Here is a 24,388-nt window from a genome sequence, read left to right on the forward strand (position 1 = left end):
CCGTTCCGCGGCTCCCGGCGGTGACGCGAAGCGGGCTCCGTACGGGGGCGGTTGACGGCCGACCGCCCCCGTACGACGCCGGGGCCGGGGCACTGTCAGCGGCGTGTGCGACCATCCGGGACATGATCGTCTCGCTTGAGTCCCTGGTGCCCACTGCAGCTCCGCACGGATCGAACACCTACGCCGACTGGGTCGCCGTCCACGACCCGGACGCCGTGGAGGCCGCGCGCGAGCTGATCGAGGACATGCGTACCGGACTCGGCAGGTCCTGGACCAAGCCCGGTCGGTTCGTCGACGCGATGGCGGCGCGGGCCAGACGGCTGCCGCCGGCGCACCTGCCGTGGTTCTGGGACACCGTGGGCCACCGGTTGATCGGCTGCGGGAGCAAGCCGGGCGGGCGGGCCTACGCGGCGGCGCGGGCGGCCGAGGCCGAGCACGGGCTGCCGGTGGATCCCGGCTACCGCCGGGCCAACGCCCTGTTGTTCGCGGCGGGCGGGGCCATGCCCGCCAAGGAGTTCGGCGCGCATCAGCGCTTCCTCGCCGCGACGCTGGAACCGGCCGCCGCGCACAGCGCCGTCGAGGCGTTCCTGACCGCGTGGGCCGGCTCGTCCGCGGACCTGCCCGCCGATCTGGTACGCCGGGTGCGTGCCTCCGCCAAGGTGGCCGGGCACGGGACCGAGGAGGTCGCGCGTGTGGTCGGCGCGATCCTGGCGGTCACGCGGAAGAAATCGGTGCCCAACGCGCTGCTGGACTCCGCCGGACCGATCCTGGCGGCCCACCCGCCGACGGACACGATCGCCGCCGGGCTGGTGGAGGTCTTCCCGGACGGCGCCACCGACGGCGGTGCGTGGCTGCGGCTGCTGATCGGCTGCGGCGCGGCGGAGGCTCTGGAAGCCGGACGGGTCGTGCCCGAGGGCGGACTGCACCGCTGGGTGGGGAACTTCACGCACATGTACCAATACGCGGCGCAGTCCGGCGGCGGGGTCGGGCGTCAGCCGCTGCCGGTGGAATTCCTCGACCTGGTGGGCCGGTTGGGGCCGCGGCTGCGGGCAGAGGGCACACCCGTGACGGTGCACACGACCAGGCACCATCACCAGGGCTTCGACGCGGATGTGCTGGACGCCGCTCTGGCGGCCGGGGTGGCGGTGGTCGACCCGGGTCCGGAGACCGGGATGCGGTTCTGGGGCGAGCGGTCCCGGCGGGACCTGGCCGCACTGGCCGCGGACCCGGTGTTCGGCCCTCGGCTGGAGGGCACCGTGCACGCGGGCCTGTTGCCCGGCCGGTCGCCGGCACACCGACGCCGGGCCGGGTCGGCGGTGACCCTGCTGCCGGACAACCGGGGCATCGCCCAGGAGGTCGCCGGGCGGGTCGGCAGGCTCGTGGACACCGTCGCGGGCGGCGGCATGGCGGGAGCCGAGGAGTCCGTGGCCGAGTTGGAGATCCTGTTGGACAGGCCGACGGTGGCGGCGCTCGGCGGGATAGCCGACGCCCTCGCCGACGCGGGAGCGGCGGGCGCGCTGCGGCGCTCGCTGGCGGCCGGGCTGCCGGAGGAACTTGCCTGGCCGGCCCTGGAGTCGGTGTACGCGCGGTTCGCGCAGAGCTCGAAGAACGCGGACGGCGCGGAGAACTCGGAGAGCCCAAGGAACTCGCAGGGCTCGGAGAACCCGGAGAACGCGCAGGACACGCAGGACACACAGGACACACAGGACACACACAACTCGGCGTCGGGCGGGCCGCTTCCGGGCGTGGCGGGGGTGACCGCCACCTGGCCGGTGCTGACGGTGTTCGGGGCCGACCGGGCGGTCGCCGTCGGTCCGGACGGGGTGCGGGGCTCCTGCGGGTTCACCGTGCCCGACGACGCGACCATGTTCGCGGTCCACTACGTGGGAGGCTCCTTCCTGGTGAGCTGGACCCTCGTCGCCAATCCGTACCACTGCGACACCGCTGTCTGGGCCGATCGCCCCGAGGAGCCGTTCGCACCGGACGAGGTGGGTGGTCTGGTGCCCTTCGGCGGCAGCCTGGACGGGGCGTACGGCTTCCAGTTCGAGACCGCCGACGGGGGTGGGCGGCACGGTGGCCGACGGGTGCTGCGTCCGGGCGGCAGGGAGGGGATCGACCGCGACGAGTTGCAGCTCGGCGACGGTGAGCGGATCTGGACCAACGCCGTCTTCGGGCGGCGGCCGTGGGAAGTGGTGGACCCGGTCACCGGGGAGCCCCGGGGCGCGGTGGCGCTGCCGGACTTCCCGGGCCGCGCCCCCGACGCCGGTCCGGGCGCGAAGGGGCCCGGGGCGGGCATGTCCCTGGCCTCGGAGGCCGTGCAACTGGCGCCGCTGCCCGACGGGCTCACCGATTCCCCGTTGGGCAGCCGGGACGGCCTGGTCGGGACCCGGGTGCTGTTCCGGACCCGGCACCGCGACCACGCGCCCGACCACTTCCTGGTGGAGAGCGTGGACGGGCGCACGGCCCGGTTCGACATCGACCGGCCGGGACAGGAGCCGTGGGCTCTGTGGGCGGCGCCGGAAGGGGCGGTGGAGGACGTGGTCCTCGCCGAGGCGGAGACCCGGACGGGCGTGCGCGCGTACACGGCCGACGGGGTCCTGTTGTGGGAGCTGGACGGGCACCGCTCACCCCGGCATCCGCGGATGAGGCCGGTGCGGCGGGTCACCGCCTCGGGCGGCGTGGCTCTTCCGCCCGCCTTCTGGTACCTGCTGCGGACCCGGGACGCGGCCGGGTCCCGGGCGCTGCGGTCCGTGCGGCGGGAGACCGCCGAGGCGTTGCTGGCTGCGGCCCGCGCCGATCCCGGGACGCTGGGCGCCGTCGTGGCACGGGAGTTGCCGCAGATCACCGACCCGGTGCTGGTCGGGGCGGTCGTGGCGGTGGCCGGGCGGGCGGCCCGGGTGGAGGAGCGCAGGCTCGCCCTGCACCGGCGGGTCACCCTGCTCGCGCAGGCACCGCCGGTCCTGCCGCGCCGGTCGGCGCCGGACACCGAGTTGATGCCCGCGTTGTTCGGCCTGGTGTCGGACGAGGACGGGGACGCGTGGCGGCGAAGTCCGGACGCGGCGCTTCCGGCGACGCTGAGCGCGCTGGCCGCCGACGGTGCCTGCCTGGCGGGGACCGTCGTGGAGGAGGTGCGGCGGCTCTCACCACCGGCACCGCCGCGCGACTGGTCGCAGTTGCTGGGCGCGATCGACGCGGCGGCCTGGCGGGCCGCGGTGGCACCGACACCGGACGCGGATCGCGCCGCCCTGGTGGCGCTGCTGGACACCTGGGCCGACCAGCCGTTCGCCCGTGCCGGAGGGCGGTGGTGGGCGGGTCGGGCGCCGGCCGGGGTCCTGGACGGGCTGCGCGGGGGCGGTGTGGCCGTGGCGTCCGGCGCGGTGCGGTCCGGGGGCTCGGAGTGCTGGTTCGTTGCGGGCGCCGCCGACGACTCGGCGGACGACCCGGTGCCGACGGCGGTTTTGCGGGCGCGGAGCTTCCTGGTGGAACGGGACGACGCCGCCCGGCTGCGGGCCCTGGTCGCGGCGATCGAGGAGCACGGCCCGGTCCAGGTGCCGGAGGCGGCGGCCGCGCGCTTCGCCGAACTGACCGGTGTACGGCGGGCCGTGGCCCGGCTCGTGGTGGCGGGCCTGGTCGGCCGGTCCGGGCATACGGAGGACCTCGCCCTGGTGCGCGGGGCCCCGTACCGGGCCACGCCGTTGACGGCCGAGTCCTACGACAGGCTGCGGGCGCGGCTCGGGGAAGCGGGCCTGAGGGCGGTTCTGGCGGCGGCCGTGCCCGACGATCCGACCGCGCTGTGGCGGCCCGGGGGCGTCGAGGCGGCCGTGGAGCGGATGGCCGGGGTGTGGCGGGAGCGCGTGGGGGCGCTGCCCGCCGTGCACGACGAGGCGGCCGATGCCCTGGAGGCCGGTCTGGGCCTGTCCGAGGTATGGGCACGGCGGCTCGCGGGCGGGTACGGAGCCGCCGCGGACGCGACCGTGGAGGCGGCCGGCTGGGAGCTGGTGGCGACCCCGTACGGCAGCGGGGCCGATGTCCGGGCCGTACCGGCGGCCGGGTGCGAACCGCCGTACGGGACACCGGTGGGCATCGGTCTCCGGCAGATCGCGAGCGCGCTGGTGTGGGCGTGGACGGACCGGCCCGTCGGTGATCCGGCGGTGGCCGGCGCGAGGGACCTCTACGAGCGGCTGCGGTCCGAACTTGCCCGTCCGGAACTGCTGCTGGCGCTTCCCCACGGTCGGGTCAAGGACACCGCGGAGCGGATCGCGGAGCGGTTCGGGCCCGGTCGGCTGCCGGTGGCCGGGGACCGGCGCAAGAAGGAGGGGCCGGTTCCGACGACCGCGTACGACTCCGGACCCCTGGTGGTGTGCGCACCCGGCGGTGTCTCCTTCCTCCGCCCCGCCGCGGTCACCGGCCCGGAGGTGTGGCAGCGGGTCCGGGACGTCACGGGCCTGACCGAGGAACTGGACCGGGCGGCGCCGCTGCTGGCCGGCGGCGGGCTGGAACGGATGATGCGCCGGGCCGGTTCGGGGGCGGTGCCGGCCGGGGCGTACGAGGCGGATCCGCGGCAGTCCTGCCCTGAGCTGGTCGCGCGTGCGGCCGGGAAACTCGGGGTCGGCGCGGACGCCGCGGCGCTCTACCTCCAGCTGGCCGCGCTCGCCGCACCCACCGACCGGAACGTGCGCAGGTGGAACGGCTGGACGACCAAGCACCACGCGGAGGTCCGGGCGGAACTGCTCGGCACGGGCGCGGTGCTGGAGGCCAAGCGGGCCCGGGCGGGCCGGAACCTGTTCCTGCCCGGGAAGTGGACCGAGCTGAAGGCCCCGCACCTGCCGTTGGAGGCAGCGAAGTTGGTGACACACGCGGTGCGCCCGCTGTGGGGCAACGAGATCCGCTCCCCGTTCGGGCGGGTGTTGCCGACGGCACCGCTGCACGAGATGTTCGCGGCGGCCTGGGACCGGGAGCAGGGCGGGTCGGACGGGGCGGTATGAGACCCGTGGCGGGGCCGGCGCGTACGGGCATGCCCCGCACACGCCGCTCTTCACGGGGATCCGGACGGTCGGGGCGGCCGCGGTGCGCTCGGAGAGGCGCCGTGCCGCCCGGTGCGGTGGTCGTCGCTCCGCTTCTGTTGGCCGCCGGGGCTCCGCCGCTCCGCTCACCGCCGGTTCATGAGGTCTTCCACGAGCGGTGTGAGCAGCGTTCGCCAGTTGTCCGGCAGGTGTTGTGCCGCCGTGGTCAGGTGGAAGCGCGCGACGGCCCACTCGTCGGGGCGCGCCCGCGCACCGTGCTCCCGGACGGCCTGGAGGCAGTGGTCGACGAACTCCGTTTCCTCCTCGTCGAATCCGAGGCGCTCGTAGGCCCGCCGCACCTCCGGCGCCTGGTCGAACCAGTCGTCCCAGCCGGTGGCCGCGCCCAGAAGGTAGAGCAGGTGGTCCTCGGCGTCCGACATACCGTCACCCGCGCCGCCCGGGACGGTTTCCCCCTCCGTCCCGACGCGTCCGGGCTCACCGGCGTCGGCCGCCGCGGCGACCAGGTCCGCCCAGTACGCCGCGTCGTGCGTCCCCGTGGTCTGGCGCATGTGCTCGCTCGCGAAGGCGGCCATCGCCGCGGGATCGTCGATCAGCGGGGAAAGAACCAGGTCGTTCCTGTAGTCGAGGCCGAAGTAGTGGCGACGCCCGTCCAGGGTGAGCGCTTCGATGCCGCCCACGTGGCCGATCCGGTCGGGCAGCGGGGCGAAGCGTGCGGCGGAATGCTGTTCCATGGTGAGGACCGTAATGGGCACCACCGACACCCGCGTCCGCGACCCGTGCATCCGCGTCCGGGATCCGTGACGGCCGTCCTCCCGGACGTCCCCGAGGAGTCACCCGCTGCCCGTCGCGCGTCCCGCGCCGATCGCGCGCCGATCGGCGCGTCGCCGTCCTTCTATGCTTCTGCCATGGAGGCACTGGCCGTACGGCTGTCGGGACTTGATCCGTACGTCGACGGCGCGATCCGCATCGTCGCGTTCTACGACACACTGATGCGCCGGAGGGTGGACCTCCCGGCACTCGCCCGGGCCTCGGCGGGCCTTGCCGAGTGCGTCGCCGGGATACGGCTCCACGGCACGGGGCGGGCGACTCGCATCTCGCCGCACGGCACGGAGGCGTCCACCCCACCGGCTCCCCCGTCGACCACGGCACCGATCACCCTCGACGAGGAGGAGATCGGCACGGTGTGGCTGGAGCGTCCGGGCCCGCCCAACCCCCTCGACGACGTCCTCCTCGACAGGTTCGCCCTCGCCGCCGCGGCGGCCGTCGAACGATACGGCCCGGCCCGCACCACCATGGCCGACCCCGCCCTCGTCGAACTGGTGATCAGTTCCAGCAGCGACGAGGGGGCCAGAGCACGGGCACTGCGGCTCCTGGGGTTCGCCGCCGGCCTGCCGGTCCATGTCGTCGCCGTGCGCTCACGGCTCCCGCTCGACCGGATCGGCGGCCTGGTCTGCCCGGCCCGCACGGTGAAGGCGGCGCCGCTCGCCGACGTGGGCGTCATCCTGGCCACCACCCTGGACCGGTCCGGCTTCCCGCCGGGTGTACGCGCGGGCATCGGCGCCGCCGGAAGCGCCGACCGGTCCTGGCGGCAGGCACGTACCGCTCTTCGCTTCGCCACCCCGCGCGAACCCGTCATCCGCTACACCGACCTCGGCGCGCTGGCGCTGCTGGCGGAGATATCCCGTGACACCGCACGCGAGAACGCCGACGTGGCCGCCATCGCCCGGATCGCCGGCAGCCCGGAGGATCTGGAGACTCTGGACACCTACTGCGCCACCGGCTCGCTGCGCCGGGCCGCCGACCTCCTCCATCTCCACCACAGCAGCATCGCCCGCCGGATCGAGCAGATCGCGAAGACCCTGGGCATCGAGCTCACCGAACCCGCCGGCCTGGTACGGGCCAGGCTCGCCCTCACCGCGTGGCGGCTGCTCGACGACTGAGGGCTGTCCGCCCCGGCACCGGGATCGACCGGCAACGGCGGCGCCCGGTGCCGGGTCCGGCTCAGGTCAGGGCGAGGAGGCTCACGGCGACGGCGGCGGTGCCCAGGCCGACGAGCTGGCCGGGGTGGATGCGCTCGGCGAGGACTCTGCGCGCGAGCAGGACGGTGCCGGCCGGGTAGAGAGCGGTGATCACGGCGACGACGGCGAGGTCCCCACTGCGGGCGGCGAGCAGGAACAGCAGGTTCGCCACGGAGTCGAGCATCCCGGCGGCCGCCGACATCGCGTAGGCGGGGCGCTCGGGGCCGAGTCTGCGGTGCATCAGCCCCGCCGCGGTGAGGGTGACGGCCGAGGAGACCGCCCGGCCCACGAGCAGCGGGGCCACCCCGCTGCCGGAGGGGGCCTGGTGCAGAAAGATCAGCTGAAGGGCGATGGCGGCGCCCGCGCCGAGGGCCAGCAGCAGCGCGGTACGGGAAGGGCGCGCCGCCCCGGCCCCGTGCCCGGCGCTGACCAGGACCACCGCCACCAGCGCCAGTGGCAGTCCCACCAGGCCGGCGACGGCCAGGTGCTCGCCCTGCGTCAGGCCCACACCCACCGGGAGTACGGCGGAGACCAGTGCGGTCACGGGCGACAGCACGTTCATCGGGCCGAGCGCGAGGGTCCGGTAGAGCAGCGCGAACGCCGCCGCCGAGGCGAACCCGGACGCGACCCCCCAGCCGAGCGCGCCCGCGCCGAACGAGGCGCCGAGGAACGGCCACAGCAGCAGCTCGACCACGAGACTGGCCGGAGCCGCGATCATCACGGTGCGCAGCACATGGGCCCTACGGGCCCCGAGACCGCCGAGGAAGTCGGCGCACCCGTACGCGACCGAGCTTCCCAGGGCCAGTAGCAGAGCGATCACGGCACATCCCTTAGTATCCAACGGAACGACCGAACCGTACAGCAGGTCGACCGACCGGCGTCAACCGAACGACCGATCGGTGCATTCGAATAGCTCAGCTGTGAAAATGGTGATCACATGGCCGACTCGGTCGCAGCCCTGCGGACGCTCGCGCACAACGTCAGGACGGCCCGCAACCGCGCGGGCCTGTCCCTCGACGAACTCGGTCGGCGCGCCCAGGTCAGCAAGGGCGCCCTGGTGGGACTGGAGAAGGCCCAGGGCAACCCCAACTTCGCCACCCTGGTCCGGCTCGCCGACACCCTCGGAGTCTCCGTGTCCGCCCTGCTGGAGGGGCCGTCGGAAAGCCGCGTCCGGGTCGTGACCGCCGACGCCACCGCCCCGCTGTGGACCGGGAAGCGGGGCGGCGAGGCCCGGCTCGTGCTGACGACGTCGGGCCCGGCCCCGGTGGAGGTCTGGCACTGGAAACTGGAGCCGGGCGAGGAGTACCCCAGCCATCCCCACCGGGCCGGGGTGGTCGAGACCGTCAGCGTCACCACCGGCCGGATGGTCCTGGTCGTCGACGGGGCCGAGCACACCGTCGAAGCCGGGCAGACCGCCACGTTCGACGGGGACGTCCCCCACACCTACCGCGGCGCGGGCGACGGGTCCTGCCGCCTGATCATGACCGTCCAGCTTCCGCCGGGGCCCCGGTAGCACAGGGGCCGGGCGGGCATCGGGCTGCGGGGCCCGGGACCCCGGGGTGTCACCTCAGGACCAGGAGGTCCATCCAGCTGATGGCCGGCTCGTCCGGGTTCTCGGCCGCCGCGCGGCGCAGGCGGTCGAGGCCCGCGGCCCAGGCGGCGTCGGGGAGGGCCCTGAGCTTGGAGTCGGCGTCGCGGCGGAGGCCGTCGGCGAAGGCGGCCAGACCCGGGGCCGACTGCTGAGGGAGGGCCTGGAGCGAGACCTGCTGGAAACCGGCGGTGGCAAAGGCCGAAGTGACCCGGTCGATGTCGGGGTAGCCCTCGATGCCGGCGGCGGTCTCGGGGAAGAACCGGACACGCAGATCACGCTCGGACCGGCCGGGAAAGGTGTTGCGGATCAGGACGGGCGCCCCGGGCCGCAGCGCCCGGCGCAGTTCCCGGGCAGCGGCCACGAGGTCGGGCAGGTGGTGGATGACGGAGCCGAGCCAGGCGGCGTCGGCGCAACCGTCGGGGACCGGGAGCGCGTCGGCCCGGCCGTCGAGGGGGGTCACGCCCGGGGTGTCCGGGATGAGGGCGCGCATCGCGGCGGCCGGTTCGACGGCGAGGACGCGCACACCGAACCATGCGTGGAAGGCGGTGGCGAAGGAGCCGGTTCCGGCGCCGACGTCCAGAACGGTCATGCCCGTTCGCAGTGCGGTCTCGGCGGCGACGGCCCGGCGCCATGCCTCCAGTCCCTCGCGGGGGATCTCGCGGGCCGCCCGGTAGTCGGCGGCGGTCTTGGCGTCGTACGCGGTTCCTGCCACGGTCGGCGGTCTCCTCAGGTGAGCTGGTCCAGCACGGGGGAAAGGTCGGGTTCGCCGGTGACGGTGTGGAAGAGCCATCCACGCGGCGGGGCGAGTGTGTCGGCGGCGAGCGGCAGGATGCCGGGGCGGCCGTCGAGGGCGAGCAGGTCCGCCTCGTCCAGGGCGTTCACCAGCCGCTCGAACCAGCCGGGGCCGGAGACCGGCACCAGGCGCAGTTCCAGGCGGACGCCCAGGCGTTGGGCGATCATGCCCGGCGAGAGCCGGGCGTTGACCTCCAGCACGGGAATCAGCTCACCGGAGGTCGTCGTCATCGAGTCGACCGACAGGGGTCCCCGGTAGCCGGCCCGTGCCGCGGCCCGGGCCACGGATTCGGCGGTCTCCCAGTAGCCCGCCCGGTCGAGCCGGCGCAGCAGGTCCGGCGAGGGCTCGTCCGAACCCCGGTACGCGTGGCCGTCGTTGACGACCTGCCGGATCCCGTGCCAGTCGATGTCGCCGCGGGGGCCGATGGTGAGGTGGGCTGCGAAGTCCTCCGCCCGGTCGTGGAGCGGCTGGACGATCAGCTCGATCCGGGCACCGCCGCGCGCGAGATGGCGCTCGACGAACGCGAGCCGGGCGGCCGATTCGACGACGATGTTGCCCTGCCCGGAGACTCCGTAGGGGTCCTTGACCACGCAGGGGGCCGAGGCGGCCTCGCGCAGTTGGGCGAGCGAGGTGACGACGGTGCCGGAGCCGGGGTGGCCGAGCCCGGTCGTCCAGGTCTTGGAGTTGACCAGCCGGACCGCGGCCTGGTCGGGGAGGTCCCCGACCAGGCCCTGGTGCCCGGCCGCCGCCCGGGTGCCGGGCAGTGTCGCGTACGGCGCCGCCAGCGCGCCCGCGAGCCCGGGCACGGCGTGCCGGGCGAGACGCTGCTCCACCGTGTGCTCGGGATCGCCCGGCACTTCGAGGTGCCGGGCCGGAAATCCGGCGGCGCCCATCAGCTCGGTGAACGCCGCGGGGGGACGGCGATGCGTGAGCAGGATGTCGCCGGGTCCGCAGAGAACCGCCTGGAGCTGGTCCATGTCCCGCGTCAGCCGCTCCGCGTGCGGGCTGCGCACGGCGGGCAGGGCGGCGAGGTCGTCGGGGCGCCAGTGGGCTTCGGCGTCGCAGCTGCCGAAGTGGACGGTGGTCACGCGGCGCCCCGTCCGGCCGGGGCGAGGAAGCGTTCCCGGATGCGGTCCAGGGTGCGGAAGTCGTCGACGGTGACCTCCTCCAGGTCGATGGTCCGGCCGGAGACGCTCTCCAGCAGGTAGATGAACTCCAGGAAGTCCAGCGAGTCGATCAGCCGGGCCTCGATGAGGTCCTCGGCGGGATCGACCTCGCGGCCGAGTCCGGGGTTCTTTGCCGAGATCCAGTCGGCGATCTGCTTCATGTCGGGGGCTCCTTCGGATGGTGGGCGGGTGGTCCGGTGCGCGGGTGGCTCGTCGCGGTGCGGTGGGACGGTGGCGTCGGGGCGGGCCAGGGCGGCGGCGACGGCGATGGCCCAGTCGCCCTCGTGGGTGATGCTCAGGGTCCAGCGGTCGATCCCCCCGGCGCGCAGCTCGCGCAGGGCCGAGCCCCGCGGCTCGACCCGCGGCGCGCCGCCGGGTCCCCGGAGGACCTCGATGTCGCGGGTGAGCACCAGCGTCCGTGTGGGGGCGAGCAGTTTGACGAACGCCTCCTTGGCGGCGAGGCGGCCGGCCAGGGTGGCCGTCGGCGTCCCGGCCGCGGCGGCGAGCTGAGTCCGTTCCCGCCGGGTGAAGTGGTCGGCGAGCCAGCGCTCGCCGTGCCGACGGGCCAGCTCCGCCGCCCGGGGCACGTGCACCAGGTCGACGCCGAGGCGCAGGGACGGGTCGTCGCGGTCGGGGGGTTCGCCGAGCAGACGGCCCAGCGCCGTCCGCAGGGCGTGTTCCGTCCGCAGGGCGTGTTCCGTCACCGCGCCGCTCCGTCGGCCGCGGTGGCCGATACCCCCGCCGTGCGGGCCGCTTCCCCCGCGGTGGCGGTGCTCCCCGTCGTGGTGGCCGCCTCCTGCCCCGTGGCGGTTCCCCCGGCCGTGACGGCCGCCGCGAACTGGGACCTCAGCCGGGCGACGATCACGGCGGCGGGTTCGACCGCGGTCGTGGCGGCGCAACCGCACCCGGCGTAGCGGGCCATCTCGCCGACGCGGCCCTCGGCCTCCGCCGTCGGGGCGGCGGCGGAGCCGCGCGGGACGGGGCGCCTGGTTCCCATGACGGTGGTCCAGGCGATCATGGACGAGGGCGGGGGTCCGGGCGCGTCGGTGACCGGGCCGCGCAGCACCCGGTGCGGGCGGCCGGGCCAGCCGATGGAGAAGCGGTCGGTGACCACCGTGTCCGAGGCCCCGGCGCCGATCAGGTCCCGCTTGTACGCGGGGTGGGCGGCCGACTCCTCCGCGGCGACGAACAACGTCCCGCACAGGGCTCCCGCGGCTCCGGCGCGGACCGCCGCGAGCAGGTCCGCGCCGGTGGCGATCGCGCCCGCGGCGAGGACGGGGACGTCCAGTCCGTGGTGGGCGAGCAGGTCGGCCAGGTCCTCGTCCCCGAGGTGGTGGCCGCCTGCCCGGGTTCCCTGGAGGGCCACGGCGTGCGCGCCGAGCTCCGCGGCGGCCCGTGCCTCCCGGACGCCGCCCACCTGCACCAGCAGCCGGTGACCGGCGCGGATCACCGCCTCGGCCGCGGACCGCGGCGGCAGCCCGTAACTGTTGAGGGTGAGCCGCCGGTCCGCACGGGCGAGAACGACGGCGAGCTGCTCGACGAGCAGGCGTCCGGCGACCTCGGGGATGACGTTGACGCCGAAGGTCCGGTCGGTGCGTGCGGCGGTGTCCTGGACCAGGGCCGTGGCCAGGGCGCGGTCGCTCTTGTAGAGGGCGACGGTGCCCAGGGCCCCGGCGTCGCTCACGGCGGCCGCGAGGGCCGGGCCCGCCACACCGCCCATGCCGGCCTGGACCAGCGGGAAGCCGACACCGAGCGCCGCGGCTCCCCGGGCGACGGCCGCGACGGGCCCGGCGGCCCCTGCGGTCCCGGCGGGTTCAGGCGCGGACATAGCGGACCCGGTCGAGTGCGGCCCGGGCGCTGCCGTGGGTGAGGATCATGGCGTGCACCCAGCGCTCGACGCCGAAGGCCGTGCAACCGCTGTGCGCCACCGTGCCGTCGGCGGTGATGCCCAGGCGCTCGCCGAAGAAGTTGCGGTGCCGGTTGACCGAGGCGATGGCGGTGCCGTCCTCGGCGACGAACTCGTACTTGACCGGGTCCAGGGCCATCAGCTTGGCGCGGGACCCGGTGCGGTCGTAGAAGGGGTCGTTGGCGGGCTGGTAGGACAGCGCGATCCCCAGGCGGCCGGCCAGGTCCTCGATGAAGACCTTCGACCGGGCCAGGTGGTCGCGGGCACCGTCGGCCGAGCCGAGGTAGAGGACTTCGCGCATGTGGAAGCCCCAGAGCCGGCGCAGGCCGTCGTAGTGGTCCTCGTTGCGAAAGCAGCGGCCGATCGCGGTGAGCCGGAGCTCGGCACCGACGTCCTGGGAGTCCAGCGAGAGCAGCAGGCCGTAGCAGGTCGCGGAGGGCAGCAGGTAGCCGGTGCCGTGCACGGGCTGGTCCTGCGCGGGCTCCCCGTCGGCGAGAGCGTCCAGCGCGTCGTCCCGGAAGCGGGCGGCGGCCACGCCGAGGTGGGGGAAGTTGCGGAAGTAGTCGAGCCGGGCGAGCCCGTCGGCGGGCAGCAGCGGCGGGCCGACGACCGTGGGGGCGGCCATCAGGTCGGCGAGACCGGTGAACAGTGCGTCGAGTTCGTTCAGCAGCGCGGCGCGGACCGGGTCGAGGACGACAAGTCCGGGCCCGGGGTCGCGCAGCGCGGGCACGGCGGGCTCGGCGGCGGGCGGGGAGGGGTGAACGGTCATGCGGATTCCTTGCGCAGAGGGACGGTGGGCAGAACGGGCGGCATCCGACACCCTCCCGACAGTGGGCAGAACGGGATGGACCCCGCCGGTCACGGCAGGAGTACGCCGATGCGGCGGTAGAAGGCGTTGGTGCGGGAGGCGATGGCCTCGTGGGCCGTACGGCGTGCCGGGTCGGCCATCACCCGGGCCCGGAAGCCGAACGGATCGGGGATACCGGCGTCGCGGTAGGCGTCCACGCTGTAGAGCTGGTTGACCGACGCGGCGATGTACTTCTCGATGTACCGGCGGGCGCCGGTGATCTCCTGCTCGTCCCCGGCGTCGAGCAGCCGCTCCCACAGGGCGCGGACCAGTTGGGCGCCGAAGGCGATGTGACGGGACTCGTCCTGGTGGTGGACGCGGTTGATGGCACGGATCGTCTCCGGGAGTGCCGTGTCGGCGGCCATCCGGCTGTTGAAGTGGTCGACGATCTGCTCGAAGATCAGGATGCGGCTGAAGACAGTGAAGTTGTCCAGCATCGGCGACTGCCGTTCGCCGGGGAAGGCCATCGACCGGTCGGGGAACAGCTTTCCGCCGTAACGCAGACAGAACTCGGCGAAGAACCACATGTGCTCGTTCTCCTCGCCGAGGAAGTGGTGGAAGAACGGAGTGGGGATCTCGTATCCGGGCGCGTGGATCCGGCGCACGACCTCCTGCATCAGCTCACGGATGCCGTGGACGTTGAGGCTGTAGAAGTTGATGCTCTCCCACTTGGAGAGGGCAAGGTACTGCTCGTGGGTGAGTTCCGCGGCGGCCTCGGTGCCGTGGACGGTGATCAGCTCCTGGCTCATCCACAGGGCGCCGTCGGGGATGCTGTCGGGCCAGTCGAAGGTCTGGTAGGGGTTGTAGTACTCGTTCTCGGCTGCCGCGGTCAGCCGGGTGACGGCGGCGGCGACTTCCTCGTCCCAGACGGGTGCGGTGGTGGTCATGACCGGTTCTCTCCTCGGGGTCCTGCGGTGCTCGCCGCGTGCGGTGCGGCGGCTCGGTGGGTGCTGAGCTCGACGGGGGTTTCGGCACTGCCGACGAGCAGCGCCTCGTAGCTGCGGAGCAACCGTGCGATGGCGTCACGGGGGATGAGTTCCGTGTCGGCCATCAGGTGGATCAGCGCCGTGTCGGGGGCGTAGCCGGTGTGCAGGAAGAAGGCGGCGTCCTGGCGCTCCCAGGAGCCGACGTGGAAGATCCGTGTTCTCCCGGTCAGCGGCGCGAGGTCCTGCGGCGTTGTGCCGACGGCCGGCAGTTCGGGCCAACGGTCCTTCATGCGCTTGTCGTTGAAGAAGTTCCCGAGCTGGAGGACGCCCCCGTTGCGTTCGCGCGCGTGCTCCAGGACCTCGTCGACGGCGAGCGGGTCGTAGTGGGCGTGGCGGTAGGCGTTCATGCCGGACAGGAACGCGCGTTTGACCGCCTGGTCGAAGGTGCCCCCGTCGACGTCGAGCGCGAACAGGGCGTTCTCCGCCATCGCCGCGATCAGACGGCGGCTCCGCTCGTCGTGGCGGTTGACGGCGATGAGCTGCAACGGCACGGTGCGGTGTCCGGACCAGGCACCGAGCACCACCGCGGTGGCGGCCAGCAGGACGGTGCCGGTGCTGACCTGGCACCGTTCGGCGATGGCGGTGGCGGCGACCGCGGCGGCCGGGGAGTCCATGCCGAGGCGGACGAAGCGTTCCGGGCGTCCCTCGTCGTCGACCGGTGGGAACAGGGTGGGCGGCACCTTCTCCAGGGTCCGGCGCCAGTGGTCGACGGCTGCCGCGCCGCGCTCCGCCGCGGGCCCGTCGGTCTCGTGGCGTGCCTGGTCGAGCGGCTGCCACGACGGAACGGGCCGCTCCCGGCCGAGCAGTGATTCCCGCAGGTCGTGCAGGAGTTCGCGGACGGCCCAGAAGTCGACGCCCAGGTGGGAGAGGACCAGGGCGAGAAAGGCGGGACTGCCCCGTTCGAGCACGAGCGCGCAGCGGAAGGGGAACTCCTCGGCATGCCGGAAGGTCCCCGTGACGAGTTCGTCGGCGAGCCGGTCCGCCGTCTCCCGGGCCGTTCCGGGTGCCGCCTCGACGACGGCGAGGGCGAACCCTCCTTCGGCGGTGACGTCCTGGGTCCATTCCCCGGCGGACTCGTGGAAGGTGGTGCGCAGCACCTCGTGCCGTTCGACCAGCGACGCGAGCACCGACTCGACCTGCGGGAGGGTCAGTTCGCGGGGTATCTCGACGTTCCGTCGGATGTTGAAGTAGTGGGCGCCGTCGTCCAGCCAGCGGATGGATTTCCAGATCGCGCGCTGGCCCCAGGTCATGGGCCCGCTCCCGGCTCCGGTCCCGCGGAACGCCACCGAACGGACGCCGACGCCCGACACGCTTTCCATGCTTTCCACTTCCACAACGGATTCCTCTGCAGCAGGCACCGTCGGACGGCGCGCGAACGACAGCCTCCGGCGAGGACGGCCGGGGCTGGGTGGAGGCGAGGGGGGCAGGACGCGGTCGGGACGCCGGGGCGGCGGCCGTGAGAACAACAACCTGCGAAGGCGCCTCGACGTTGAGGCGGCGTCGGGGGTGCGTCGTGCCCGTCGGCCTGATGGGCCGCGGGGCGGTCGACGCGAGAGCCCCGGAAGCCGGCATATCGCGGCACGGGAAATGCGCCAACCCCCGTAAGGCGCAAAGAGATTCGGAGCAGTCGGAGGTGTCCGACCGGCTCGATCCGATTCAGGACGCTAGCCCGCACCCTGATCACATGTCTAGACCAAAGAATTCCCTTGACCAGGTCTTGAAGGTCGAAGCCACCGCAATCGAATGACCATCAGGTGAATTCTTGACGTCGTCGACCGGCCTGGTCCAGACTTCGGGGCTCGTGCCTCCCGGCGACATCGCGGTCCCGGTGCCAGGCACCCGACACGCGCCCCGCCGCAGACCACCCATCGGCGTCCCGAGCGCACCTTGCCCACCGAATCCGGAGGCACCCGTCCGTGCCCTCTCGCCCGAACTCCCCAGTCGAACGTCTTCGTCGGCGGATCCGTCACCGGCTTGCCGCGGCCCGCCTGCTCCGGCTGGTCGGCCCGCTCCCGCTGATCGGTGCCGTCGCCCTCCACCTGGCGGTCGGCCTGCTGCCGATCGGTTTCATCCTGGCCACCAGCCATGTGATCGCCGGACTGCCGGGCAGCCCGACGGCCCGGTCGGGCGCCGACCCGATGCTCGCCCTGCTGATCGCCGCCGCAGCCTTCGTGCTGCAACAGGCACTCGCCCCGTTCCAGTCGCTGGTGGGCGAGTTGGTGGCCCGTCAGGTGGACGGGGCCCGGATCGCCGATCTCATGGCCTGCGCCCTGGGCGGCCTGCGCGCCTCGGACCTGGAGGACCAGGAGGTACTCGATCTGCTCGCCGAGGCCCGGAGCGGATTCGACCGGGTCTCGCCCACCCCGGGCGAGGCCGCCGCCGGCACCCTGGCGCTGATCGCCCGCTACGCCCAACTCGCGGGCGCCGCCGCCATGGTGGCGTACGTCCTGGGGCCACTGCCCGCGCTGCTGGTCACCCTCGCGGCCCTCGTCATACGCTTCGGCCAGCGCGGTTCGCTCAGCCGCTTCGGCGCCGCCCGAGCCGCGATGACCGGTCGCCGCCGACGCCTGTCGTACCTCCGCCGCACGGCCACCGGAACCGGGCTGGCCAAGGAGGCCCGGATGCTGGGTCTGGTCCCCTGGCTGCACCGACGGCACGCGGACGAGGCCCGCGGCTACCTCGAACCCCTCTGGGCCACCAGACGCCGCCTGTTGTTCGGGCCCTTCGTCGCCCTCGCCGCGGTCGGCCTGGTGGGCGGCGGCACCGCCTTCGCGCTGCTGGCCCGCGACGGCGCCGATCACGGCCTGTCCCTGCTCCAGCTCACGGCAGCCCTCCAGGCGGTGCTCATCCCGATGCGCTTCGGGGTCTTCTTCCCCGAGAGCGACATGCAGACCCTGTACGGGCTCACCTCCGAGGAGGCCCTGCGCCGGCTGGAACAACGGTCCGCCGCACCCGGCCCGGCCCCGAAGGACGGCACGGACGCGACGGACACGACGGCCGGGACGAACACGCCGGGCGGAACGGCCGGGCCCCGGCCGGACGCAGCGCCCCGCCGGCCACACCCGCACACTCCGAACGAGGCGCCCGGCCGGTCGCGCCCGGACATGGCCGACGACGGCGGGCCGCGCCCGAACGGGACCCACGGGACCGGAACACACCCGGCCGGGACGATCCGCTTCGAGGATGTCTCCTTCCGCTACCGCCCGGACGGCCCCGACGTGCTGCACGGCCTCGAACTGGAGCTGCCGCCGGGCCGCTCCACCGCGATCGTCGGCCTCAACGGGGCCGGCAAGACCACCCTCGTCAAACTCCTCGCACGGCTGCACGAACCCACCCGGGGACGACTCACCGCCGACGGCGTCGACGTGTCGGCACGCCCGGTCACCGACTGGCACCGGCGGATCGCGATCATCTTCCAGGACTTCGCCCGCTACGAACTCACCGCCGCCGAGAACATCGCCCTCGGCCGGCCCGCCCTCCTGGGCGACCCGGAGGCGCTGCGCGCGGCGGCGGACCTCGCCGGCGCCCTCGACGCCGTCGACGCGCTGCCGTACGGAATGGACACGATCCTCAGCTCCCACTACGAGGGCGGCTCGGACCTCTCCGGCGGCCAGTGGCAGCGCATCGCTCTGGCCAGGGCCCTGCTGGCGCTCTCCGACGGCGCCTCGCTGCTCGTCCTCGACGAACCCACCGCACAGCTCGACGTCCGCGCGGAGGCGGCGTTCTTCGACAGGTTCCTCGACATGACCCGGGGCGTCACCAGCGTGATCATCGCCCATCGCTTCTCCAGCGTGCGCCGGGCCGACCACATCGTCGTGCTGGCCGACGGCCGGGTGGCCGAGGCGGGCACCCATGAGGAACTCGTGGAACTCGACGGCCGCTACGCGGAATTGTTCCGTGCCCAGGCCGAACGCTTCGCCGACACCGATCCGCTGCCCGCCGCCGAGGAGGCCCTGCGTTGACCACCCTGCTCACCGCGGTCCGTCATCTGCTGTCCCTGGCCTGGCGGTGCGACCCGTCCCGGCTCGTCCGGGCCGCCTGCATGATGGCCGTCGGCGCTCTCGCCACCCCCCTGATCGCCCTGGCCCTGAAGGGACTGACCACCGCAGCACTCGCCCACGACACCCGCACGGCCGTCCTGCTGGGACTGGCGGCGGCGGCCCTGCTGGTGCTGGAGCTGCTGATGGGGCACTTCGCGCACCTTGCCTACTTCGAACTCGGCGACCTGGGCGAGATCGAGCTGCAGAACCGGCTGATCGCACTCGCCCACGGCACACCACGCATGGAGGCGCTGGACACCCCGCAGTTCGCCGACACCCTCGCACTGGTCCGCGAGGATCTGCCGCGCACCCGCGCCTCGCTCGAAGCGACACTGCAACTCGCCGGCCTCGCCCTTCAGTTGTCCCTGACAGCGGTTCTGCTCGGCACGCTCAGTCCATGGCTCCTGCTGCTGCCGCTGCTCGGCGCCGTCCCGGTCCTGGCCGGCAACCGCGCCCAGCGGATCCTCGACACCGCCAAGGAACGCACCGCCCCCGCAATCCGCCTCGGACGGCATCTGCTGGACGTCTCCACCAGCCACTCCCCGGCCAGGGAGATCCGTCTCTCCGGCGCCGGACCGCTCCTGCTCGACCGGCACCGGCGCGAGTGGGAACGCACCACACGGTGCCTGCGCCGCGCCCACGCCGGGGCCGCCGCCCTGCGTGCCACGGGCCAGCTCTGCTTCGCCCTCGGCTACGGGGCAGCGATCTGGCTCGTCGTGCACCGGGCCCAGCAGGGCGGGTCACCACTCGGCGACGTCATCCTCGTCATCACGCTGGCCGCGCAGTTGTCCCTCCAGGTGGGCACCACGATCCAGCTGCTCACCGTCCTCCAGGACGCCGGACGGACGGCGCTGCGCCTCGACGCCCTGCGGCCCGCGGCGGGCACCGGAGCGGAAACCCACCGCTCCCCCGCCCCCGCGGTGCTCACCCGGGGCATCCGCCTGGAGCACGTGAGCTTCTCGTATCCCGGCAGCGACCGGAAGATCCTCGACGACGTCACCCTCGACATCCCGGCCGGTACGGCGATCGCCGTGGTCGGCGAGAACGGCGCGGGCAAGAGCACTCTGGTCAAGCTCCTGTGCGGGCTCTACCGGCCCACCTCGGGACGCATCCTGGTCGACGGAACCGACCTGACCGCCACCGACCCCGCCGACTGGCAGAGCCGGGTCGCCCCGCTCTTCCAGGACTTCGCCCGGCTGGAGCTGCGTCTGCGCGACAACACCGGAATCGGGGACCTGGACCGGCTGGACGACGACGCGGCCCTGCTGCGGGCCATGGAGTCGGCCGGGGCCTCCGCCGTCGCGCGACACGTCCCCGGAGGTCTCGACGGCCTCATCGGCCGCGGCTACGGCGACGGCACGGACCTCTCCGGCGGCCAGTGGCAGAAGCTCGGACTGGCCCGTGCCCTGCTGCGCCGGGACCCGCTCCTGCTCGTCCTCGACGAGCCCGCCTCGGCCCTGGACGCCTCGGCGGAACAGGTCCTCTTCGAACGGTTCGCGCGACTGGTCGCCGAGTCGCGGGCAGGCACCGGGGCCGTCAGTCTGCTGGTCTCGCACCGTTTCTCCACGGTCCGGATGGCCGACCTGATCGTCGTCCTGGAGCACGGCCGCCTCGCGCAGGCCGGCAGCCACGGTGAACTCCTCTCCACCGGTGGCCTCTACGCCGAGCTCTACCGCCTCCAGGCCCGTGTCTACGCGTGACGCCGCCGGACCCCGGTACGGGATCCGGCGGCGTCGCCGTCACGGCCCGGTGACGAGCATGACGATCAGGACCAGGACGAGCAGGGCCACGTAGGCGGCGGAGTGCAGGCGGTCGGGTACGCGTCCGCCGATCCGCCTGACCAGGGCGATCGTGGGCAATGATCCGCAGAGCAGCGTGGCGCAGGCCACCAGGTCGACATAGCCGACCCGGCCGGTGTGCGCCTGGGCCGCGGGCGCGAGCGCGTAGACCAGGGTGCCCGCGAGGGCGACGGGGGCGCTCAGCGGGTTCGCCAGCGCGGTGGCGAAGGCCATGGGCAGTCCGCGGCGGCGCAGCAGCGGCACCGTCATGACGCTGCCGCCGACGCCCAGGCTCGCCGCGACCGCGCCGATACCGACACCGCCGAACGTCGTGGTGAACCTGCCGAGCGGACGCGGTTCCTCGCCGTCGGCCACGACGAGGAACCCCTTGCGCAACAGGCTGTCCGCGATCGTGACCACCAGGTACACGGCGAACAGCACGTGGAGCAGGCCACCGCTGAGGCGGGTGGCGACGAGCGAGCCGAGCACCGCGCCCAGCAGGACGAAACCGGCGAGGGGCCACACGTACTCCTGCCGCAGCCGTCCGGCCCGGTACTGGGCCAGCGTGGCGGTCACCGCGTTCACGACCATGACGGCCGTCGAGGTGGCGACGGCCACGTGCATGGCGTCGCCCGCGTCGTCGTGCGCCGCGGTGGTCAGGAACGCGTAGACGACGGGGACGGTGACGAAGCCGCCGCCGAAGCCGAACAGCACCGTCGTGACGCCGGTCAGGCAGCCGAACAGGAGGAGCGGGAGGAGCGGGAGGAACGAGGTAAGCACGGTGGAAACGCTAGGCACCGGTTCGGCGGCGGACAATCGATGATCAGCCGACTTCTTACGCGCAGACGACAGCACGGCGTAGGGTCGGGGGATGCGCAACGTTCCGGTCGACGAGGTGGACGGCCTGGACCGTGCCGTACTGGCCATCGGCACGGACTACCCGCACGACCACCTGCTCCCCTTCCACGCCCACCGCCGCGCCCAGGTCCTGTACGCGGCGACCGGCGTGATGGGCGTCGAGACGGCGGACGGGTCCTGGACCGTGCCCACGGCCCGTGCGGTCCTGATCCCGCCCGGAGTACGGCACCAGGTCGCCATGACGGGGGTCAGCACCCGCAGTCTGTACATCGAGCCGGGCGCGGTCGCGTGGTTTCCCCGGCGGTGCCGGGTGGTGGACGTCTCCGCGCTGCTGCGGGCGCTGCTCCTCGACGCGGTCGACATGGCGCCCCGCTATCCCGAGCACGGCCGGGACGCGACCGTCGTCGAGCTGATCCTGCACGAGCTGCGGAACCTGACGCCGCTCCCCCTCGACGTGCCGCTGCCCGCCGACCCGGAGCTGCGGCGGCTGTGCGACGCGTTCCTGCGCGCACCGGACGTCCACGATCCCCCGGCCCGTTGGGCAGCCGCCCTGAACGTCAGCGAGCGCACGCTCGGGCGGCTGTTCCGGCGCGGTACGGGCCTGAGCTTCGCCCAGTGGCGGCAGCGCGCGTGCATCCTGAGGTCGGTGCACGCGCTCGCCGAGGGCACGCCGGTGACCCGGGTCGCGGCATCGCTCGGATACGAGAATCCCGCCGCGTTCACGGTGGCCTTCCGGAGCCTGCTGGGCCGGGCCCCGTCCGCGTACCGGGCCCGGCCGCCGCACCGCGACGGAGGTTGAACCGCGGTGCCCCTGCGTCGGCCCGCCCCCGGGAGCCGTTCCCGGGAACCGTTCCGGCCCGGGGCATCCGCTTGTCCGTCCTCGCCGTGCCGCACTACGGTGCCGCCGTGGATCTCTTCTCACGGACCTGGGCGGCCCTGCGTGCGGCGGTCGCCGGACTCCCGGACGAGGACTTCGCACGGCCGTCCGGCTGCGCCGGCTGGCTCGTGCGGGACCTGGTGTGCCATCTGGTCGTCGACGCGCAGGACGTCCTCATCACACTCGCGACCCCGGCCCGGACGGAACCGACGCGCGACGCGGTGACCTACTGGGACGTCACCGGAACGCCACCGGCCGGCGACGACCCGCTCGACGCGCTGACCGTCCGGCTGGCCGCCGCGTACGAGGATCCCCGGCTGCTGAAGTTCCACCTCGACGACGTCGGCTCCGCGGCGGGACGCGCCGCCGGTCTCGCCGACCCCGGCGCCCTGGTGGGCACCCGCGACGAGGTCCTCACCGTCGGCGACTACCTCACCGCGTACGTCCTGGAGTGGACGCTGCACCACCTCGACCTGATCGCACACCTCCCGGACGTGCCACCACCGCCCGCGGAGGGGCCCGCCCGGTCCCGCGAGATGCTGGAGCGGATCGCCGGGACCGCGTTCCCCTCCTCGTTCTCCGACAAGGACGCGCTGCTGGTGGGTACCGGGCGGCGTGCCCCCGACGACGCGGAACGTGCGGAGCTTGGCGAAACGGCCGCGCGGCTCCCGTTCGTTCTCGGCTGACAGCGCGTTGCGCCGGGCGAAGTGGTCGGCGCGCGGACGGTGATCCCGTGGACGCAGATCTGGGGGACCGTCGCCCTCCGCGTCCTCGTCACCCGACCACCACGTGGTGCGCGGAAGGGAGCAGAAGGGAAGGGGGCACCGTGCCGCGGTCACCCCCGGCCGCAGTCCGGTCCGGGGGTGAGCCGCAGCACGGTGCCCTCGCCGTCGGCCGAGAGCAGCAGTCCGCCGTCCGGGGTGGCGGCCAGGCCCGCGAAACGGCGCGCCGAGCCGGGCATTCCGCCCGCGAACAGCGCGGGCCGCACCTCCGGACGCGCGCCCGGGGGCGGGCCGACGGGCAACTCCTCTGCTTCCACCCTGAGTTCGCCGGTACCGAGCGAGACGGCGAGGAGTCGGCGCCGTGCGGTGTCGACGGTGAACAGTTCGCCGTCCAGCACCGCGAGCCCCTCCGGCGCGCCGAGCCCCTCCGCGACGACGACCGCGACGCCGTCGTCGAGCCGGGACACCGTGCCCCGCCGGTCGTCGCTCACGTAGCAGCGGCCCTCGGCGTCCAGGGCCACGTCCACGGGGTGGTCGAGCCCCTCGGCCAGCACGGTGACCGTGTCCCGGGCGTCGACGGCGACGACACGTCCGGCGCCGGTCTCGGCGACGACGAGCGTTCCGTCGGGGGCGACGGCGATACCGAGCGGCTGGTCCAGGCCGCCGGCCCGTCTCCGGGAGTCGCCGTGCTCCGGGTCGTACGTCCGCACCTCCCCGAACTGGGAGGTGATGTGCAGGAGTCGGCCGTCGGACGCGATGCCGTGCGCGAAGGTCAGCAGCGCGTGCGTGGTGACGCCGCCCTCGCCCGGCTCGCCCGGCGTGCTCGTCGGGCTCGTCGGGCTCGTCGGGCTCGCGAGGCGGTAGTGGTCGGCGGCGTTGACGGTTCCGGCGAGGTCGATCGTCACGCCGTAGGGACCGTCGAGGCCGCGCGGCACGATCGCCCGGGTCCGTCCGTCGGGGTGCAGTTCGGTGATGCCGCCGCTCGCGTAGCTGGAGACGTACATCCGGTTCTCGGCGTCGAAGGCGGCGTTGTCCAGGCCGACGAGGCCGCTGGTGACGAGCGTGCGGGCGCCGGTGCCGTGCAGGTCGATACGGGTCACGATGCCCTCGGCACCGCGGGACAGGACGTGCAGGACGCCGCCCCGGTCGAAGCGCACGGCGACGGGTTCGTGCACGTCCTCGGCGACGATCTCGGGGGTTCCGCCGTCGGGCGGAATCCTCCAGACCTGACCGGTGACCATGTGCGGGTAGTACAGGTGGCCGTCGGGTCCGCGCTGCATGGCGTTGCCGAGGGCCAGTCCGTCGGTGAGGACGACCGGGTCGCCGCCGTCGGGGAAGAGTTCCATCAGGCGGCCGTTGGGCTTCATCTCGTTGACGAACAGCCGGTCGCCGATGCAGGTGATGCCGTTGGGATTGATGATGTCGTCGCGGACGAGGGTGTACGTGCCGTCGGGTCGGCGGCGCCAGACCCGGCCGGGGACCAGGTCGGCGATGTACATGGAGCCGTCCGCGCCGAAGGCGAGGTCGTCCGGCGACTGGACCGGACCGTCCATCTCCACGATCACCTCGACGTCCCCGGTGGCCGGGTCGACGGCGCTGATCCGTCCGGCGAGGAACTGTGCGGCGTAGAGGCGTCCGTCGGGGCCGAAGGCGATGCCGTTGGACCCCCACAGCCGGTTGGGCGGGTTGAGGCGGCGGGCCTCGAAGCGGGTGCTGGTGGTACGGGATCGGCCCGTCGCGTCGAAGCGGTTGGGGAGCACGGCGTGGCCGGGTGACTCCCGG

General features: G+C 73.9%; 18 protein-coding genes and 1 pseudogene. 7 read left to right on the forward strand and 12 right to left on the reverse strand.

What is annotated here, in order from left to right:
* The first annotated feature begins 122 nt into the window (after window positions 1-122).
* Window positions 123-4,985 carry a hypothetical protein gene (locus ACF1CT_RS32275; RefSeq protein ID WP_391787551.1) on the forward strand — a complete coding sequence of 1,621 codons (4,863 nt, stop codon included), beginning with the start codon at window positions 123-125 and terminating at the stop codon, window positions 4,983-4,985.
* A gap of 164 nt (window positions 4,986-5,149) precedes the next feature.
* Here ACF1CT_RS32275 and ACF1CT_RS32280 read toward each other — a convergent pair whose 3' ends face one another.
* Complete coding sequence (locus ACF1CT_RS32280) at window positions 5,150-5,755, reverse strand: hypothetical protein (RefSeq protein WP_391787552.1); 606 nt, start codon at window positions 5,753-5,755, stop codon at window positions 5,150-5,152.
* 174 nt (window positions 5,756-5,929) lie between these two features.
* Here ACF1CT_RS32280 and ACF1CT_RS32285 point away from each other — a divergent pair, with 174 nt between their 5' ends.
* A complete protein-coding gene (locus tag ACF1CT_RS32285) occupies window positions 5,930-6,964 on the forward strand; it encodes a PucR family transcriptional regulator (protein WP_391787553.1) in 1,035 nt (344 codons plus the stop codon).
* A 61-nt stretch (window positions 6,965-7,025) separates the two neighbouring features.
* Here ACF1CT_RS32285 and ACF1CT_RS32290 read toward each other — a convergent pair whose 3' ends face one another.
* On the reverse strand, window positions 7,026-7,862 hold the full coding sequence (locus ACF1CT_RS32290; RefSeq protein ID WP_391787554.1) for an EamA family transporter: 837 nt from the start codon (window positions 7,860-7,862) through the stop codon (window positions 7,026-7,028).
* A 117-nt stretch (window positions 7,863-7,979) separates the two neighbouring features.
* Here ACF1CT_RS32290 and ACF1CT_RS32295 point away from each other — a divergent pair, with 117 nt between their 5' ends.
* Window positions 7,980-8,555, forward strand: coding sequence for a helix-turn-helix domain-containing protein (locus tag ACF1CT_RS32295; RefSeq protein WP_391787555.1), 576 nt, complete (start codon window positions 7,980-7,982; stop codon window positions 8,553-8,555).
* Window positions 8,556-8,604: 49 nt separating this feature from the next.
* Here ACF1CT_RS32295 and ACF1CT_RS32300 read toward each other — a convergent pair whose 3' ends face one another.
* The 8 genes and pseudogenes from ACF1CT_RS32300 to ACF1CT_RS32335 all read right to left on the reverse strand — a co-directional run bounded on the left by ACF1CT_RS32300 (window position 8,605) and on the right by ACF1CT_RS32335 (window position 15,581).
* On the reverse strand, window positions 8,605-9,345 hold the full coding sequence (locus ACF1CT_RS32300) for a class I SAM-dependent methyltransferase (RefSeq protein WP_391787556.1): 741 nt from the start codon (window positions 9,343-9,345) through the stop codon (window positions 8,605-8,607).
* 14 nt (window positions 9,346-9,359) lie between these two features.
* Window positions 9,360-10,514 (reverse strand): hypothetical protein, encoded by a 1,155-nt coding sequence (locus ACF1CT_RS32305; RefSeq protein WP_391787557.1) that lies wholly within the window; start codon window positions 10,512-10,514, stop codon window positions 9,360-9,362.
* Window positions 10,511-10,753: an acyl carrier protein gene (locus tag ACF1CT_RS32310; RefSeq protein WP_391787604.1), complete on the reverse strand. Its 243-nt coding sequence runs from the start codon at window positions 10,751-10,753 to the stop codon at window positions 10,511-10,513. The genes ACF1CT_RS32305 and ACF1CT_RS32310 overlap by 4 nt, the downstream gene beginning before the upstream one ends.
* Window positions 10,754-10,861: 108 nt before the next feature.
* Window positions 10,862-11,296 (reverse strand): annotated as a pseudogene (locus ACF1CT_RS32315) (holo-ACP synthase); the annotation flags it as partial.
* Entirely contained in the window at window positions 11,293-12,420 is a 1,128-nt protein-coding gene (locus ACF1CT_RS32320; RefSeq protein ID WP_391787558.1) for an NAD(P)H-dependent flavin oxidoreductase, read from the reverse strand. The gene ACF1CT_RS32320 and the pseudogene ACF1CT_RS32315, both read right to left, overlap by 4 nt.
* A complete protein-coding gene (locus ACF1CT_RS32325; RefSeq protein WP_391787559.1) occupies window positions 12,407-13,267 on the reverse strand; it encodes an aminoacyl--tRNA ligase-related protein in 861 nt (286 codons plus the stop codon). The genes ACF1CT_RS32320 and ACF1CT_RS32325 overlap by 14 nt, the downstream gene beginning before the upstream one ends.
* Before the next feature lie 89 nt (window positions 13,268-13,356).
* A complete protein-coding gene (locus ACF1CT_RS32330) occupies window positions 13,357-14,232 on the reverse strand; it encodes a diiron oxygenase (RefSeq protein ID WP_391787560.1) in 876 nt (291 codons plus the stop codon).
* Complete coding sequence (locus ACF1CT_RS32335) at window positions 14,229-15,581, reverse strand: condensation domain-containing protein (RefSeq protein ID WP_391787561.1); 1,353 nt, start codon at window positions 15,579-15,581, stop codon at window positions 14,229-14,231. The genes ACF1CT_RS32330 and ACF1CT_RS32335 overlap by 4 nt, the downstream gene beginning before the upstream one ends.
* Before the next feature lie 666 nt (window positions 15,582-16,247).
* Here ACF1CT_RS32335 and ACF1CT_RS32340 point away from each other — a divergent pair.
* Window positions 16,248-18,293 (forward strand): ATP-binding cassette domain-containing protein, encoded by a 2,046-nt coding sequence (locus ACF1CT_RS32340; protein ID WP_391787562.1) that lies wholly within the window; start codon window positions 16,248-16,250, stop codon window positions 18,291-18,293.
* Window positions 18,290-20,071, forward strand: a complete 1,782-nt coding sequence (locus tag ACF1CT_RS32345; RefSeq protein WP_391787563.1) for an ABC transporter ATP-binding protein — start codon at window positions 18,290-18,292, stop codon at window positions 20,069-20,071. Before ACF1CT_RS32340 ends, ACF1CT_RS32345 begins: the two co-directional genes overlap by 4 nt.
* 39 nt (window positions 20,072-20,110) lie before the next feature.
* On the opposite strand, the gene ACF1CT_RS32350 is transcribed toward ACF1CT_RS32345, so the two are convergent.
* On the reverse strand, window positions 20,111-20,929 hold the full coding sequence (locus ACF1CT_RS32350; RefSeq protein ID WP_391787564.1) for a sulfite exporter TauE/SafE family protein: 819 nt from the start codon (window positions 20,927-20,929) through the stop codon (window positions 20,111-20,113).
* Window positions 20,930-21,020: 91 nt separating this feature from the next.
* Between ACF1CT_RS32350 and ACF1CT_RS32355 the strand changes: the two genes are divergently transcribed.
* Both ACF1CT_RS32355 and ACF1CT_RS32360 read left to right on the forward strand, forming a co-directional pair.
* Window positions 21,021-21,806: an AraC family transcriptional regulator gene (locus ACF1CT_RS32355; RefSeq protein WP_391787565.1), complete on the forward strand. Its 786-nt coding sequence runs from the start codon at window positions 21,021-21,023 to the stop codon at window positions 21,804-21,806.
* Window positions 21,807-21,913: 107 nt separating this feature from the next.
* Window positions 21,914-22,570, forward strand: a complete 657-nt coding sequence (locus ACF1CT_RS32360; RefSeq protein WP_391787566.1) for a maleylpyruvate isomerase N-terminal domain-containing protein — start codon at window positions 21,914-21,916, stop codon at window positions 22,568-22,570.
* A 149-nt stretch (window positions 22,571-22,719) separates the two neighbouring features.
* Here the strand turns inward: ACF1CT_RS32360 and ACF1CT_RS32365 are convergent, their stop codons facing one another.
* The gene (locus ACF1CT_RS32365) at window positions 22,720-24,366 is read right to left on the reverse strand and encodes a hypothetical protein (protein WP_391787605.1); all 1,647 of its coding nucleotides are present in this window, start codon (window positions 24,364-24,366) and stop codon (window positions 22,720-22,722) included.
* Between the last annotated feature and the right edge of the window lie 22 nt (window positions 24,367-24,388).

This window comes from Streptomyces sp. NPDC014734, from assembly GCF_043083325.1.
GTDB lineage: Bacteria > Actinomycetota > Actinomycetes > Streptomycetales > Streptomycetaceae > Streptomyces.